The sequence below is a fragment of the Pusillimonas sp. genome, assembly GCF_044464525.1.
Classification (GTDB): domain Bacteria; phylum Pseudomonadota; class Gammaproteobacteria; order Burkholderiales; family Burkholderiaceae_B; genus Pusillimonas.
Window position 1 is genome coordinate 30,736 of the sequence record NZ_JBIQLE010000027.1, and the last position, 15,341, is coordinate 46,076.

Below are 15,341 nucleotides of genomic sequence, written 5' to 3' on the forward strand. Positions count from 1 at the left end.
TCGCGCACCCATTTGCCACGGGCTTCCATTAAGTACAATCCCCTCCATGAAATCCGCCATGCCTTCTTCTTTTGTCCATTTGCGTGTTCACTCCGAATTTTCGGTGGTGGATGGCATCGTCCGTATACCCGAGCTGGTCAAGCAGGTGGCAAGGTTCGGGCAGCCGGCAGTCGCCCTGACCGATCTGGCCAATCTCTTCGGTCTGATCAAGTTCTACAAGGCGGCCCGCAATACGGGTATCAAGCCAATCGCGGGCTGCGATCTCTGGATGGAGAACGAGCTTGACAAGGACAAGCCGCATCGTGTGTTGGTACTGGTGCGCAACCATGCCGGCTACCTGAACCTGTGCGACGTGCTTACGCGGGCTTGGCTGGACAATCAGCGGGCAGGGCGGGCCGAGGTGTGTCGCGAGTGGCTGATGGGGCTGGAGGGCTTGATAGTCTTGTCCGGCGCCCGAGCGGGGGATGTGGGCCAGGCACTAGAGGCAGGCAAGCCCGATCTTGCGCGTCAGTTGGCAAAGCAATGGGCCAAGGCGTACCCGGGCGCATACTACATTGAGCTGCAACGCGCCGTAGACGCCGATGAAAACTATGTGCAGGCGGCCATGCGCCTGGCTGCAGACCTGGGGCTGCCGGTGGTGGCCACGCATCCGGTGCAGTTTCTACAAGCCGATGACTTTCGCGCTCATGAAGCTCGGGTCTGCATTGCCCAAGGCGAGCAGCTTGCCAACCCCAAGCGAGTGCGCCGATTCACGAACGACCAATATCTGCTCGATAGCGACGAAATGATGCGGCGCTTCGCAGACGTGCCCTCGGCGTTGGCCAATACGGTTGAAATCGCCAAGCGCTGCACTCTGAAGCTGCAGCTGGGCAAGCCGCAGCTGCCCGATTTCCCAACTCCGGACGGCGTTACTCTTGATGACTATCTGGTGCAACTGTCGCGCGAAGGGCTCGAAACGCGGATGCTTCAGCTGTTTCCCGACGAATCCGAACGCGCCGAACGCTATCCGCAATATCTGGAGCGGCTTGATTGGGAATGCCAGACCATCATCGGCATGGGCTTTCCCGGGTACTTCCTGATCGTGGCCGACTTTATCAACTGGGGCAAGCAAAATGGCGTGCCTGTGGGGCCGGGCAGGGGTTCCGGGGCCGGTTCACTGGTGGCTTACTCATTGGGCATCACCGATCTGGACCCCATCCGCTACGACTTGCTCTTCGAACGCTTTCTTAACCCCGAACGCGTTTCGATGCCCGACTTCGACATCGATTTTTGCCAAGACAACCGCGAGCGGGTCATCGACTACGTAAAGCAAAAATACGGAAAGGCGGCGGTAAGCCAGATCGCCACATTCGGTACCCTCGGCGCCAAGGCAGTGGTGCGCGACGTGGGTCGTGTGCTGGAAATGCCCTATATGCTTTGCGACGGGCTCTCCAAGATGATTCCGTTCAATCCAGCCGACCCCTGGAGTCTGGAGCGGACCCTGAGGGACGAGCCGGCATTCAAAGAGCGCTATGACCAGGACGAAGAGGTTCGGGCCTTGATCGATTTGGCCAGGCCGCTTGAAGGCCTGACGCGCAATATCGGCATGCACGCTGGCGGCGTGTTGATCGCACCGGGCAAACTGACAGATTTTTGTCCGCTGTATTGCCAGCCCGGCATCGACGCAAATGCTGTTTCGCAGTTCGACAAAGACGATGTCGAGGCCGCGGGGCTGGTCAAGTTTGACTTCCTGGGCTTGCGCAACCTTACTATTCTCGATTGGGCGGTGCGCTACGTGCGCCAATTCAACGAGGACAAGCGCGATTTCGACATCATGTCTTTGCCGCTTGACGATGCGGCCACGTATCAATTGCTCAGCGAGGGCAATACCACAGCGGTATTCCAGCTTGAATCGCGCGGCATGAAAGAACTGTTGCGAAACTTGCGGCCCAATACCTTCGAAGATGTCATCGCCATGCTGGCGCTGTATCGTCCCGGGCCGCTCGAGTCGGGCATGGTGGTCGATTTTGTGAACCGCAAGCACGGCCGCGCCGAGGTTGACTATTTTCACAAAGATCTCGAGCCCGTGCTGCGCAGCACTTATGGGGTCATCGTCTACCAAGAACAGGTGATGCTGATCTCGCAGATTATTGGCGGCTATACCCTGGGCGGCGCCGACATGTTGCGCCGCGCCATGGGCAAGAAAAAACCCGAGGAGATGGCCAAGCACCGCGAGATTTTTGAAAAGGGCGCGGTCGAAAAAGGCTATGAGGCGGATCTTGCCGTCAAGCTGTTCGACCTGATGGAAAAGTTCGCAGGATACGGCTTCAACAAAAGCCATTCGGCGGCCTATGCGCTTATCGCCTACCAGACCGCGTGGCTCAAGGCGTATCATCCGGCCGAATTCCTGGCGGCCACCCTGTCTTCCGACATGGACGACACTGACAAGGTGCAGATTTTCTGGAAGGATGCTTTGGCTAACGGCGTCGAGGTGCTGCCACCCGACGTCAACGATTCAAACTACCGTTTTGAGCCGGTGTCGGATGCGCACATGCAGCAGGGACGACCGCCGCGCACCATTCGTTATGGCCTGGGTGCGATCAAGGGCACAGGACAGTCGGCCGTGGAGGAGATCATCCGGGTCCGGAAAGAGGGCGGACCGTTTACAAGCCTGTTCGACTTCTGCCGCCGGATCGACCGCCATACGGTCAACCGGCGCAGCGTAGAGGCCTTGATACGCGCCGGAGCTTTCGATTCCATCGACGAGAACCGCGCCGCGCTGCTGGCGACCCTGGGCAATGCCATTGAGGCGGCGGAGCAGGCCGAGCGCAGTGCCAACCAGGTGTCCTTGTTCGACGACGACAGCAACGACATTGTCGAAGGCGAATTGGCCAAGGTGGCTCCATGGGACCTCCAGGCCAAGCTCACCCAAGAGAAAGCCGCCTTGGGCTTGTTCTTCAGCGCACATTTATTTGATGCCTGGCGCGATGAGGTGCGCCGCTTCGCGCCCAAGCCCTTGGCACGCCTCGAGCCGGCCCGTGGCCTTCAGTGGTTCGCGGGCGTTTTGGCTTCGGTGCGCCCACGCATGACCCGGCGCGGCAGAATGTTGTACGCCGTGCTTGATGACGGCTCGGCACAGGTCGAAGTGGCCGTGTTCAACGAGCTTTACGAGTTGCATCGAAACCGTCTCAAGGAAGATAAGCTGGTTATCGTGCACGGCAAGGTCAGCAATGACGATTATTCCGGCGGTTTGCGCGTGTCGGCCGACGATCTCTACGATTTGCAGCTTGCACGCGAGGCGCGGGCGCGGGCCTTGCGAATAACCCTGAACGGCAACGCCGACATGCAGCGTCTGCGACAGGTGCTCAATCCGTTCCGCGCTTCGGGGGACGAAGAAACCGGCGTGCGGGTTGAGGTCTGCCTTGAACGCGACAGCTATCAATGTGTGCTGCGGCTGGGCGACGAATGGCGGGTACGCATGGCTGACGACATGTTCGATACACTGCACCGCTGGATTTCCGCCGACAGCGTGGAGATTGCGTATCAATGAAACCTTTGCGCATCATCCATTCCGAGGCCGCAACCAGCTTTGGCGGGCAAGAACAGTACATCCACCAGATGATGCTCGCGATGCGCGAGCGCGGCCACCACATGGAAGCCATCTGCCAGCCACATGCCGTTCTGGCGCAACGGCTGCGCGATGATGGCTTTACCGTGCATACCTTGCTGATGGATGGCCCCGCCAATTTCGCCAAAGGAGTCGTGCGTTTGCGCAAGGTGTTGCGCGAGGGCCGTTTCGACGTGCTCAATTCGCACAGCCGTCGCGACACCATCCTGGCGGGTGTGGCCGGCCGTCTGGCTGGTACGCCGCTTATTGTGCGTACACGCCATTTGGCTAAACGTGTGGGGTCGCTGCTTTCTTACACGATCATCCCGCATCGGGTTACGACGACCAGCAACTTTGTGCGTAACCACTTGATCGAGCGAGGCGTACCGCCTTCTCATGTGGCGGCTGTCTATCCGGTGGTCAAGCTGGATTCCTGGAGCCCGCCGTCGACGCTGCGAGAGGAGCTCAAGCTAGCACAGAACGACATTGTCGTCGGCTGCGTGGCGGTCATGCGCGCCAAGAAAGGCCATCGCGCACTGGTCGACGCCATGGAACCCTTGATTCGAAGCCGCCCCAATCTGCACCTGGTGTTCGTGGGCGACGGTTCTCCGGTGTTCGAGGAAGTGCAAGCCCATGTCGCTGGGAAACAGCTGGATCGGCGTGTTCATCTGCTGGGTCGCCGCGCCGACGTACCCAATATACTGGCAGGTTTTGACCTGTTCGCTTTGGCCACCGAGCAAGAGGCCGCGGGCACGGTATTCGTTGAGGCCGCTGCGGCCGGGCTGGCCGTGGTGGGCACCGACGTCGACGGTGTGCCCGAAATGATGGAAAATGGTGTCACCGGCCTGCTGGTTCCTTTGCATGACCAGTCAGCCCTCACCGAAGCATTGCGCACTCTTATCAACGATTCGGGCTTGCGCGCGAAGATGGGTCGAGAAGGGCGGCGTCGCGTACTCGAAGAGGGTCGCTTCACGCCACAGGCCATGGTACAGAGCATCGAATCCTGCTATTTACGCTGGTTAAGCGAACGACAATGAAGAAAGCCCATTCGGTTCCCGTCCTGATGTACCACCACGTGTCGCCCTCTGAAGGCGCCATCACCGCATCGCCCAAGAACTTCGAAGATCACCTGGCCTGGTTGGCTCGCAATGGTTATTGTTCGCTTACCACCGAAGAGTTTGCCGCCCATCTGGCGGGCGAGCCGGTTTCCGAAAAATCCATTCTCATCACTTTTGATGACGGCTATCTCGATAACTGGGTGCACGCCTTTCCGCTGTTGAAAAAATACGGCTACAAGGCAGCCATTTTCCTGGTTACCTCGTGGATAGGCGAAGGCCCGGTACGGCCCCTGGCGGGGCAACCCCAGTCGCCTGAAACACCGGCTCATGGCGAGTGCGAGCGGCGCATCGCCGCAGGGGATGCCGACAGTGTCATGCTTCGCTGGAGCGAGGTGCAAGCCATGCAAGAAAGCGGGCTGGTCGAATTCCATAGCCATACGCACACCCACACCCGGTGGGATAAATCCGAGCGGGCCCACGAGAAAAACCAATTGATGGCCCAAGAGCTGGAACTGTCGCGCCAAGCCTTGCTTGAAAATCTTGGCAGTGTTTCTGAACATTTCTGCTGGCCGCAGGGCTATTTCGACGCTGACTACATTCGCGTGGCGCAACAGGCGGGCTTCAAGTACCTGTACACCACTCATGCTTTCGGCCAGAACCTCGCCGGCGGCAACCCGGCCCACATTCATCGCTTTGCCGTCCGAAACACCACCGGGATGTCAGTCGGGCGGCGTATCAAGGTTGCCGCGCACCCGATCATCGCGCCGGTGTTCAACCAGTACAAACTCTGGAAGCGTGCGCGCCGGCAGCGTGCGCAAGCAAGGGCATGACGCTTTCCGTCATCATCATCACAAAGAACGAAGAAGCACATATCGGAGCATGCCTCGATTCGGTGGCCTTTGCCGATGAAATCATCGTCGTCGATTCAGGCAGCGAGGACCGCACTTGCGAGATCGCCCGGGAAAAAGGCGCGCGAGTTATCGAGACGCCGGATTGGCCAGGCTTTGGGCCTCAGAAAAACCGTGCGCTTGACGAGGCAACCCAGGAATGGGTGTTATCCATAGACGCCGATGAGCGGGTCACACCCGAGTTGGCGCAAGCAATTAAACAGGCTATCGGGCAGCCCCAGGCCGACGCTTATCAGATCGCCCGCCTCTCGAACTTTTGCGGGCGCTGGATTCGCCACAGCGGCTGGTGGCCCGACCATGTGCTAAGGCTGTTCAAACGAGGCACGGCCCGATTCACTGACGCGGCGGTGCACGAACGGGTGCAGGCCCAGGGCGCGGTGGGCACGCTCGAGGGGCATTTTCTACATTATCCCTACGCCGACATGCAGTCTCTCATTGCCAAGGTCAACCGCTATTCCAGCGACGCCGCGCACATGATGCATGCCAAAGGGCGCCGCACCTCGATACCAGGCATGGTGGGCCATGCCATGTGGACCTTCATTCGAATCTATCTGGTGCGTCGAGGCTTCCTCGATGGCCGCGAAGGCTTCATTCTGGCCGCCACGGCGTCGGCCGGCAGCTTCTTTCGTTATGCCAAGCTGTACCTGCTGGGGCGCAACCCATGAAGCGCGCTGATATGATTCCCATCCTCATGTATCACCAGGTCGGCCGGCCTGCGCCGCGTGGCACGCCATACCGGGGCCTGACGGTGCATCCGGCCAGCTTCCGCCGGCAAATGACGTGGATGCGGCGACTGGGTTATACGGGCCTGTCCATGCGCGACCTCTTGCCCTATCTTCAAGGGCATAAACAAGGCAAGGTGTTTGGCATTACCTTTGACGACGGGTACGTGAATGTACTTGAAAACGCCTTGCCGATACTGCGCGAGCTGGGCTTTACGTCGACCAATTACTTCGTTGCCGAACGTTTCGGCGGCAGCAACGAGTGGGATCGCGAAAACGGTGTGCCGCCTTCTGCCTTGATGTCACGCGAGCAAGCGGCAGCCTGGGTGGCAGCCGGCCAGGAAGCCGGCTCGCACAGCCTCGACCATCCGAATCTGCCCGATCTGGCCCAGCCCGAAGCTTTCGAGCAAATCAACCGATCGCGTCGTGTCCTGGAGCAAGCATTGGATGTCGAGGTAACCTCGTTCTGCTATCCCTATGGCCACGAAACGCCCGACTTGCGGAATATGGTGCGCGACGCGGGCTATTTCAGCGCCACCACTACCAGCGGGGGCTTGGCGGGGCCGGCTGACGACATTTTCGGCCTGCCGCGCGTGACCGTCGCCCGCTCCACGCACATTGTGCGTTTTTTACAGAAATGTCTGACGCAGCTTGAGGAAAAAAGACGCCATGCCTGAGCGCCGCCTTGCCATCGCTTTTGTCGTGGACCGTTTTGGCAGCCGTTTTGGGGGCGCCGAAGCCTATGGCGTTGAATTGATGCGCGAGCTGTCGGCTCGGCATGATATTACTGTTTTCGCACGTGAGTACGATGACGCTTGCGATTTGAAATTGCCGTTTGTGCCGCTGCGAAGCTGGAAGCACTGGCCAAGCTGGGTACGGGTTCTGTTGTTTGCCATCCGTGCGCGCCGATTGACTCGCACCGGCTACGACATTGTCCATTCTCATATGAACGGCTGGTGCGGTGATGTCGAGGTGGTGCATGTTACGCCCGTGCGCTTCAATTGGCGCGTTCGGCCCTTGCCGCGGGTCAAGCGCATCATGTCGTACATCAGTCTCAGGGTGCAAACCTATCTTGCCCTGGAGGCCCGCCGGGTAGAACCTCGGGCCGGCCATCGTACTGTCGCGGTGTCGGGCCTGATCGCCGAGCAGTTGCGTCAGGCTTATGCAGATGTGGCCGATGCGCCCATCATCCCGCCCGGTGTGGCCGCTGCTGTGCAGGGCGAGCAAAGCAAGCGCAAAGCCACACGCGAGTCACTGGGTTTTTCAGATGACGACCTGGTCTGTCTTCTGGTCGCGCGCAACCCGCTTCGAAAGGGTCTTCCGACCGTATTGAATGCGCTGGACGATTTACCGCAAAATATCAAGCTTCTGATCGTGGGGGGAAATGCCTCGGTGCGCGAGCACATTGCTCGCCATGATCCCGATCATCTGGTGTCGCGCGTCCGGGTTGTGGGTGAAACGCCGCATGTTGCGCATTACTACCAGGCGTCCGACATTTACGTGCATCCCACCTTGAACGACAGTTTCGGCATGGCGCCTCTTGAAGCGATGTCCTTTGGCTTGCCCGTGGTGCTAAGCCCGTCGCCTTGGTGTGGTTTTGCGCAATATGTGGCCCCCGGCAGCGAAGCCCTTGTTCTGGGCCACCCTGAAGACGCCGCTGAACTGGCCGCCTGCATTCAACGCTTGCTCGATGACGCCGGTCTGCGGCAAAGCTTGAAGGCGGGCGGGGCGCAGGTGGTGGCGCGACACAGCTGGCCTCGGGTGGCGGAGCAATTTGAAGTACTCTATCGCTCCATTCTGGCCGAACAATATAAATGACACTTGACCGACGATCCGGTTCCAATAATTGGTTTGAGAACGGTTTCTGGAATGATGGTGCTGGTTCCCAGGCGTGTTTCCATCCACAACGCACCTCGTTTTTTATCGAAGCGAGATTTCGGTTTGCGCCATGATGAAAATATTGATCACCGACATACACCATGGCAACGGCGGGGGCCATGTTACTTACATATTGAATCTGCTCAGAGGCCTGAAAGATCAGTGCAACCTCACCCTGGCGGCCCCTGCCAGTGGACGGCTGTTTGATCTTGCATCGAAGATTCAGGGTGTCCGGACGGTTCCATGCTTGTATACATCCCGTCCTTTGCCTTTATTGAATGAAGTACTAAGCTTGAGGCGTTTTTTGGCGCGTGAAAGTTTTGACGTGGTGCACGTCAATGGCAGCGCCGACCATCGTCACATGATGCTGGCCCGGCTTGGATTGCGCCGGCAGCCCGCTATTGTCTGGACCAAGCACAACACGAAAAGTATTGATAGTTTCGGTCATCGCCTGCGAGCGCGTTTCGGTACGGACGCAGCCATTGGTGTCAGCAAGTATGTGACCGGCCAACTGGAGAACTCCTGCTACAAGCGATGCGACGTACATTCTATTTATCACGGAATCGACCCTCATTTTTTCTTGCCAGTGACCGCTGAACAGCGCAAAGCGTACCGAGCGCAATTGTTCGGCGGCTTGCCGGAGGACATCTTGGTGTTCGGAAGCACAGGCGGTACTGATCTGGACAAAGGGTGGATGCTTTTGGCGGAGGCGGTTACGGCCTTGCCGGTTGCCCTACGTACACGTGTCCGCATCGTTGTGGCGGGCGACCTTCCTCCCCCGGGCATTATCGAACGGTTGCGTGGCATTGGTCTGGATGACGACCAGATCGTCTTCCCGGGCCTTGTAAAAGACGTGCGGCCCATTTTGGGGGCGTGCGACGTAGGATTCGTCTTGTCGTACCACGAGGCAGCGTCTTATGCACTTTATGAGGCAATGTCGGTAGGCTTGCCCGCGCTGGTGTCGGATGCTGGAGGATTACCAGAAGGGGTACATGAAAACTCGGTTGGTTGGGTGACGCCTGCAGGTGATGTGGAAGCTCTGACAAAGTGCCTGCACACCATCTTGGGAACCGACCCGGCCGTGTTGATGCGCATGGGATCCCATGCCAGAGCGAGAATCGAGGATGTTTTTTCGCTATCGGCCTTCCTGAAACATACGAACGATGTCTATCGTAGAGCTGCATCAGCCACTTCGGCGGGCCGATAAAATGATTGACGCCGCGCTTATATCCAGCCTCGCAGCCAATATATCAGCATTCCGACGTACTCTTTGATAATGGATCGAGAGGCGAAGAAGCTGCGTCCGTCGGGCAGCCAGAACGAAAAATCCGGGTCATCGGGCACCACGATCTGAGGCGCGGGCGGCGCCGCGATGGCTGTCAGCCCTTGTTTGTTGAAAACGGCCATGGCTCGCGGCATATGCAGGGCGGATGTCACCAGCAATACCCGGGAAATATCACGCTCTTTCAGGATGCGAGCGGAGTAAAGCGCGTTCTCGTAGGTGTTGTAACTGTTTTTTTCGACAATCAGGGCCTCTGGCGGCACGCCGCTTTTGCGAAGGTTGGCGGCCATGTATTCGGCCTCGCTTTGCGTCCCTTCGAGCGCGGCGCCGGATAACAGGATTAACGGTGCACGTTCAGCCTGGTAAAGCAGGGCGGCGGCCGCAGTGCGCGTAAAGGCGGTGTCCCTGTGGTACGGCTGGAACCAGTTCTGGCGGCCCCCCGCCGTGTGGCCGCCCAGGACGACGATGGCTTGCGCTGCAGGCAGCGCTTCAGCCGGAGCATGCGGATAAAGCTGCTCAAGCCGGCCACCCGCCCACAGCGATGAGGCCGGCAATGACCAGAACAGACCCCAGGCAACACTTAGGGTGATCAAGGTGAACGCGGTGCGCCGCCAACGCAGCATCAGCAGCACAACCGCAATGAGCAGCAATGTCACACACAAGTTAAGCGGAATGACCAGGTTGGCAAGAAAGCTCGATAGAGACATGCGTTACACGACGGTTTCTGTGATGAGCTCAGAGGTATGGTCCAGCGCGTCGGCAAGCGTCGGCCAATGACCAAGCGTGCCCAGGCAAGTGGCATTGGGCGACCAAGGCCCTGTGCGCTGAGGGTCTGTAACCCCAAACAAGGTAAGTTGGCGGGCGTTGGCGGCGGCCGCCAGATGCGAAACCCCTGAGTCGTTGCAAACAACCAGGGCCGAAAGCCTGGTCAGTGTAGCAAAAGCCCCCAGGCCCAGCGATGGTAAACAAAGCGCTGTGGGGGCGGCCTGAAGCGCCGCATCGCGCTCGGGCGCCGGCGGGCACATGGCGACGGTCTGGCCTTGTTGCTGAAGCTCGCGTGTCAGCGCGTCAAAATGAGGCCATACTTTCACTTTTCCACGATGCAGTCCTGTCGCGGTTGGGGCGATCAGTACAAAGCCCCCGGGTGTCATTCCCGCAGTGCGCACGACTTCCAGGGCTTGCTCTTCGTGCTGCGGGGTGGTTTCAAGACCCAGCGTGGCCGGCAGGGCTGCGGGCATGACGGGCAGCTTCCAGCGCGCTAGCGCCTGCGTGGTCAGATGGAACCACGACTGCGCTGCATGGACGTCGGCACGAGGCTTGGCCACAGGCCAGCGCAATAGCAGGCTGCGTCCGTCGTCGCGGTAGCCCGCGCTTGGAATGCCCGCAAACTTGAAAACGAGGGCGCTGGACAGCGAGTCGGGCAGAATCAGACCACGCGTATGCGCGTGCCGAGCTTTTTTCCGGTGGCTGGCAATACGTGCGCGGTCTTCACGCACGCGTCCGCTCATTTCGACGAATCCCGCCAGTTGAAAGGCTGAAAGCAGATCCCGCGCCCAGGGTCGTGCGCACACAACGACCGGCACGCCTGTGTTAAGCAGCGCATTCAGGCAGGGCAGGCTCATGCACACATCACCTATCCAATTTGGCAGGCGCACATAGAGAGCGGAATAGTTGGGCATGGGAGTCGGCCGTCCAAAGAGATTTGGCGTCTATTATCAACCGTTTTTCAAGAACGTTAAAATGATACATTCTCTTGATTCACCGACACAGAAGCGAGTCCACCCTTGAGTTCAGCCTCTTCCATTCCGCAGTCGCATGCGGCGCCCGTGCGTTTCGAGATGTGGCGACGCATTTATTCCCGGCTGGGGCGTTACTGGAAGGCAGCGGCGGTGGCGATCTTGCTGTTGAGCATCAGCGCCGCCACACAGCCTGCCCTGGCGGTCATCATGAAGCCCCTGCTGGATGACGGTTTCAGCGGAAACAAGCCTTACTACATCTGGGCCATACCCTTGGCCGTCATCGGCCTGATGCTGGTGCGGGGCCTGTGCACCTTCTCAAGCAACTATGTATTGGCGTGGGTTGCCAACAACATGTTGCTGGGCATTCGTCGCGAGATGTTCGAGCGGCTGCTCGGCCTGCCCGACTCGGAATTCAGGCGTGGCGACACCGGCCGCTTGCTTAATCGTTTCACCATTGATGCCGGCAACGTCACCGGCTTGGCTACCGAGGTGATCACCGTCATTATCCGCGAGACCATGATCGTGGTGGCTTTGCTGGCGGTGCTGCTGTATATGTCGTGGCAACTGACCCTGATCGTGCTGATCATGCTGCCGTTGTCCGTTTATGTATCGCGCATCTTCATCAAGCGGCTGCGGCGCATCAATCGCGACACCATCAATATGAACGCCGAGTTGACTCGCGTGGTCGGCGAGGCCATCGACGGACAACGGGTCATCAAGCTGTTCGATGGCTACGAGCGCGAATCCGGCCGCTTCCAATACGTCAACAGCCGTTTGCGGCGGTTCGCGATGCGAGCCGTCTCGTCAGACGCCGCCATGTCCCCGATAACGCAGTTTTTCGTGGGCCTGTCGGTGTCGGCCGTGATCGCGGTCGCCCTGTATCAAGCCAATACTGAAGGCCTGACAGTGGGCAGTTTTGCCGCCTTCATGGCGGCCCTGGGCCAGATCTTCGATCCGCTCAAGCGGCTCACCAACATCGCCGGCGCCATGCAGCGCATGCTGGTCTCGGCTGAGAGCGTGTTCGCCCTAATTGACTACGAACCCGAAGAAGACCAAGGCAGGCACCAATTCAGCGATGCCGTCCAGGGAAGGGTCGAATTTCGTAATGTCGTCCACCGTTTTCCGGACGCGCAAGCCGACACGATCTCGGATGTGTCTTTTGTGGCCGAACCGGGCCAGACCGTGGCGCTGGTAGGGCGCTCGGGCAGCGGCAAGACGACGTTGGTCAATATGCTGCCGCGTTTCGTCATGCCCAATAGCGGCCAGGTGCTGGTCGATGGCGTTGCGGTCGAGCAATGCACGCTACGCAGCTTGCGCGCCCAGCTTTCGCTGGTCAGCCAGGACGTCGTGCTCTTTGACGGCACCATAGCCGAGAATGTGGGCTACGGCGCGTTGCACGAGGCCAGCGAAGATGAAATCCGCCAGGCGATCCAGGCGGCGAATCTAACTGATTTTGTCGACAGCCTGCCCCAGGGAATAAATACGCAGGTAGGTGAGAACGCCAATACCTTGTCCGGTGGGCAGCGCCAACGCCTGGCCATTGCGCGCGCCTTGATCAAGAACGCGCCGATACTTATTCTGGATGAGGCCACATCGGCGCTTGACAGTGAATCCGAACACCAGGTGCAGTCCTCGCTAGAGCTTCTTATGTCGGGGCGAACCACGCTTGTGATTGCGCATCGTCTGTCTACGGTGCAAAAGGCGGACAAGATCCTCGTCCTGGACGCCGGGCGCATCGTTGAACAGGGGCGCCACGATGAACTGCTTGAGCAGGGCGGCTTGTATGCTTCGTTGTATCGGATGCAGTTCCGGGACGCCGAATAAGTTGCTGCGCCGATACAATCGCAATTTGATTTTTCCGTTCATACTCATTTGTAGACAACAAGGAATCCGCCATGAATAAAGCCGCCCTATTGATTGTCACGGCAGCACTGCTGGCCGGGTGCGCCAGTACCGACGGGGGCATAGGGCTTTATCAGCTCGAGACCGCGCAATATATGCGGGAAGAGCGCAAGCTGCCGATGGATTTCGTGCAGATCCAGCGGGCGGTATTCAAACAGCAGGCGCAATGCGGATCGTCGCTTGATTTCAAAGTAGATGAAATGCATCCCAGCTATGCGCGGATTACCCAACCATTGGTCGAAGGCGCACAGCCGGGCGAGTGGGATAAATTCATGGTGCTGGGCCTGACGCTTCTGCAACAGCAGGCGGCCAAGATATTGGGCGTGACATTGCGCGAAAGCGATGACCCTGCAACCCGGGCGCAGCTTTATAGCTACTACACGCCAAGCAGGGGCCAGGTTCGTGCCGTTTTCGACGCCATCCTGAATCCCGAGCTTTGCCCCGGCGAAACACCGCCCCAGGAAACCGGCGGCGATGCCTCCGAGAAAAGCTAGGGCGAACGGCCATGGCGAACATTAACCGCCGGGGCCGGACGTGCTTTCAGATTAATACGATGTCGTATTGTTCTTGCGAGTAAGAATTTTCCAGCCCAAGCGAAATAGGTTTTCCTACGAAATCGCCCAGCATCGCCAAGTGTGAGCTTTCTTCTTCAAGAAAGAGGTCGATAATTGCTTGCGAGGCCAGAATCCGGAACTCCTTCGGGTTGAACTGGCGAGACTCGCGCAAGATTTCGCGCAAGATTTCATAGCACACGGTACGCGCCGTTTTGACGATGCCGCGCGAGTCGCAGGTGGGGCAGGTTTCGCACAGCTGGTGCGCCAACGAGTCGCGCGTACGCTTGCGTGTCATTTCGACCAGGCCCAACTGGCTAAAGCCGCTTACCGTCATGCGTGTGCGATCTTTACGCAGGGCCTTGTTCAATTCGTTGAGCACAGCTTCGCGATGTTCGGCGTCGTCCATGTCAATGAAATCCAGGATGATGATGCCGCCCAGGTTTCGCAAGCGAAGCTGGCGTGCCAGCGCTACCGCGGCTTCCAGGTTGGTTTTGAATATGGTGTCGTCGAAGTTGCGTCCGCCCACGTAGCCGCCGGTGTTCACGTCGACCGTAGTCAGTGCCTCGGTCTGATCGATAATGAGATAGCCGCCCGATTTCAGGTCGACCCTGCGCGATAGCGCCCGGGCGATTTCTTCGTCGACGTTGGCCGTATCGAAAAGAGGCCTTTCGCCGCTGTAGTGCTTGATGCGGTCAACCACAGAGGGCGTGTATACGCCGGCCCATTCTTCAAGCTTTTGCGCAGTGCTGCGTGAATCGACAAAGATAGTGCCGGTTTCGGCGCCCACCATATCGCGCAGCACGCGCTGTGTGAGTGTCAGATCGCTATACAGTAAGGCGGGCGGGGGTAGCGATTTGACCTTGGTCTGGATGCTGCCCCATAGGGTGCGCAGATAAGAAATGTCTGTCGATAGCTCTTCGTCTGATGCGCCTTCGGCCTGAGTCCGCACGATAAAACCGCCGCTTTCCTCGGGCGGGCGCAATTGCTGCACACGTTCACGCAATGAGATTCGGTCTTCTTCAGTATCGATTTTTTGCGAAATGCCAATATGAGGATCGTGAGGCAGGTATACCAGCATGCGTCCCGCGATGCTGATCTGTGTGGATAGCCGCGCGCCTTTCGTGCCCAGGGGGTCCTTGATTACCTGCACCATCAAGGGCTGGCCTTCGAACAGCAATTTTTCGATCGGCGTATGGGCCAAGCCTGCAGCGCGTTCGCTGCGGTTCTGGCGTAGGTCGGCCACGTGGATGAAGGCGGCTCTTTCCAGCCCGATGTCGACAAAGGCGCTTTGCATGCCCGGCAGCACGCGAACCACCTTGCCCAGATAAAGATTGCCCACGTGCCCGCGCTGTATGCTGCGCTCGACGTGCAGTTCTTGAACCGCCCCTTGCTCGACAATGGCCACTCGTGTTTCAAAGGGAGTTACGTTGATAAGAATGTCTTCTGTCATATACCGTCTCGTCTTGCAGATGGCCTCGCCATTGGAGCTTGGCTTCAATAGCAAGATACAGTAAAAAATAGACGTTTTCTCCTTCGCAACTGGTTTTCCCTTAGGTTAAAAAATAATTTCTTTGGCATTAAGAAAATTTTTCGTGATGTTGATCAATGGCTTAGGGCCAGGGGGGTGTTTTGGGGGGAGTGGGCGGGCATATTTCCCGTTTTTTGGTTTGCGCGGGTTAAAAAAGCTGTGCTATAGTTACGTTCTTTCGCAG

Annotated in this window: 12 protein-coding genes; 9 read left to right on the forward strand and 3 right to left on the reverse strand. The window is 58.6% G+C overall.

Annotation, left to right across the window (positions count from 1 at the left end):
* The first annotated feature begins 58 nt into the window (after positions 1 to 58).
* From dnaE to ACIY1O_RS13875, 7 genes are all read left to right on the forward strand, one after another.
* Positions 59 to 3,529 (forward strand): DNA polymerase III subunit alpha, encoded by a 3,471-nt coding sequence (dnaE, locus tag ACIY1O_RS13845; protein WP_397475683.1) that lies wholly within the window; start codon positions 59 to 61, stop codon positions 3,527 to 3,529.
* The gene (locus tag ACIY1O_RS13850) at positions 3,526 to 4,623 is read left to right on the forward strand and encodes a glycosyltransferase family 4 protein (RefSeq protein ID WP_397475684.1); all 1,098 of its coding nucleotides are present in this window, start codon (positions 3,526 to 3,528) and stop codon (positions 4,621 to 4,623) included. Before dnaE ends, ACIY1O_RS13850 begins: the two co-directional genes overlap by 4 nt.
* The gene (locus ACIY1O_RS13855) at positions 4,620 to 5,474 is read left to right on the forward strand and encodes a polysaccharide deacetylase family protein (protein WP_397475685.1); all 855 of its coding nucleotides are present in this window, start codon (positions 4,620 to 4,622) and stop codon (positions 5,472 to 5,474) included. Before ACIY1O_RS13850 ends, ACIY1O_RS13855 begins: the two co-directional genes overlap by 4 nt.
* Positions 5,471 to 6,217 carry a glycosyltransferase family 2 protein gene (locus ACIY1O_RS13860; RefSeq protein WP_397475686.1) on the forward strand — a complete coding sequence of 249 codons (747 nt, stop codon included), beginning with the start codon at positions 5,471 to 5,473 and terminating at the stop codon, positions 6,215 to 6,217. Before ACIY1O_RS13855 ends, ACIY1O_RS13860 begins: the two co-directional genes overlap by 4 nt.
* Positions 6,214 to 6,951: a polysaccharide deacetylase family protein gene (locus ACIY1O_RS13865; protein ID WP_397475687.1), complete on the forward strand. Its 738-nt coding sequence runs from the start codon at positions 6,214 to 6,216 to the stop codon at positions 6,949 to 6,951. The genes ACIY1O_RS13860 and ACIY1O_RS13865 overlap by 4 nt, the downstream gene beginning before the upstream one ends.
* Positions 6,944 to 8,092: a glycosyltransferase family 4 protein gene (locus ACIY1O_RS13870; protein ID WP_397475688.1), complete on the forward strand. Its 1,149-nt coding sequence runs from the start codon at positions 6,944 to 6,946 to the stop codon at positions 8,090 to 8,092. The genes ACIY1O_RS13865 and ACIY1O_RS13870 overlap by 8 nt, the downstream gene beginning before the upstream one ends.
* 130 nt (positions 8,093 to 8,222) lie before the next feature.
* Positions 8,223 to 9,359: a glycosyltransferase family 4 protein gene (locus tag ACIY1O_RS13875; RefSeq protein ID WP_397475689.1), complete on the forward strand. Its 1,137-nt coding sequence runs from the start codon at positions 8,223 to 8,225 to the stop codon at positions 9,357 to 9,359.
* Between the two features lie 17 nt (positions 9,360 to 9,376).
* Here ACIY1O_RS13875 and ACIY1O_RS13880 read toward each other — a convergent pair whose 3' ends face one another.
* A complete protein-coding gene (locus ACIY1O_RS13880) occupies positions 9,377 to 10,141 on the reverse strand; it encodes a YdcF family protein (RefSeq protein ID WP_397475690.1) in 765 nt (254 codons plus the stop codon).
* A 3-nt stretch (positions 10,142 to 10,144) separates the two neighbouring features.
* Positions 10,145 to 11,113, reverse strand: a complete 969-nt coding sequence (locus tag ACIY1O_RS13885) for a glycosyltransferase family 9 protein (RefSeq protein ID WP_397475691.1) — start codon at positions 11,111 to 11,113, stop codon at positions 10,145 to 10,147.
* A 159-nt stretch (positions 11,114 to 11,272) separates the two neighbouring features.
* On the opposite strand from ACIY1O_RS13885, the gene msbA reads away from it, so the two are divergent.
* Positions 11,273 to 12,997 carry a lipid A export permease/ATP-binding protein MsbA gene (gene msbA, locus ACIY1O_RS13890; RefSeq protein ID WP_397475695.1) on the forward strand — a complete coding sequence of 575 codons (1,725 nt, stop codon included), beginning with the start codon at positions 11,273 to 11,275 and terminating at the stop codon, positions 12,995 to 12,997.
* Positions 12,998 to 13,068: 71 nt separating this feature from the next.
* Positions 13,069 to 13,569, forward strand: a complete 501-nt coding sequence (locus tag ACIY1O_RS13895) for a hypothetical protein (RefSeq protein ID WP_397475692.1) — start codon at positions 13,069 to 13,071, stop codon at positions 13,567 to 13,569.
* 46 nt (positions 13,570 to 13,615) lie between these two features.
* Here the strand turns inward: ACIY1O_RS13895 and rng are convergent, their stop codons facing one another.
* The gene (gene rng, locus ACIY1O_RS13900; RefSeq protein ID WP_397475693.1) at positions 13,616 to 15,079 is read right to left on the reverse strand and encodes a ribonuclease G; all 1,464 of its coding nucleotides are present in this window, start codon (positions 15,077 to 15,079) and stop codon (positions 13,616 to 13,618) included.
* Positions 15,080 to 15,341 lie beyond the last annotated feature (262 nt).

Bases quoted from the DNA above. Each gene is read 5' to 3' on its own strand.
- dnaE (WP_397475683.1), top strand. From the start codon at position 59: ATGCCTTCTTCTTTTGTCCATTTGCGTGTTCACTCCGAATTTTCGGTG.
- ACIY1O_RS13850 (WP_397475684.1), top strand. From the start codon at position 3,526: ATGAAACCTTTGCGCATCATCCATTCCGAGGCCGCAACCAGCTTTGGC.
- ACIY1O_RS13855 (WP_397475685.1), top strand. From the start codon at position 4,620: ATGAAGAAAGCCCATTCGGTTCCCGTCCTGATGTACCACCACGTGTCG.
- ACIY1O_RS13860 (WP_397475686.1), top strand. From the start codon at position 5,471: ATGACGCTTTCCGTCATCATCATCACAAAGAACGAAGAAGCACATATC.
- ACIY1O_RS13865 (WP_397475687.1), top strand. From the start codon at position 6,214: ATGAAGCGCGCTGATATGATTCCCATCCTCATGTATCACCAGGTCGGC.
- ACIY1O_RS13870 (WP_397475688.1), top strand. From the start codon at position 6,944: ATGCCTGAGCGCCGCCTTGCCATCGCTTTTGTCGTGGACCGTTTTGGC.
- ACIY1O_RS13875 (WP_397475689.1), top strand. From the start codon at position 8,223: ATGATGAAAATATTGATCACCGACATACACCATGGCAACGGCGGGGGC.
- ACIY1O_RS13880 (WP_397475690.1), bottom strand. From the start codon at position 10,141: ATGTCTCTATCGAGCTTTCTTGCCAACCTGGTCATTCCGCTTAACTTG.
- ACIY1O_RS13885 (WP_397475691.1), bottom strand. From the start codon at position 11,113: ATGCCCAACTATTCCGCTCTCTATGTGCGCCTGCCAAATTGGATAGGT.
- msbA (WP_397475695.1), top strand. From the start codon at position 11,273: ATGTGGCGACGCATTTATTCCCGGCTGGGGCGTTACTGGAAGGCAGCG.
- ACIY1O_RS13895 (WP_397475692.1), top strand. From the start codon at position 13,069: ATGAATAAAGCCGCCCTATTGATTGTCACGGCAGCACTGCTGGCCGGG.
- rng (WP_397475693.1), bottom strand. From the start codon at position 15,079: ATGACAGAAGACATTCTTATCAACGTAACTCCCTTTGAAACACGAGTG.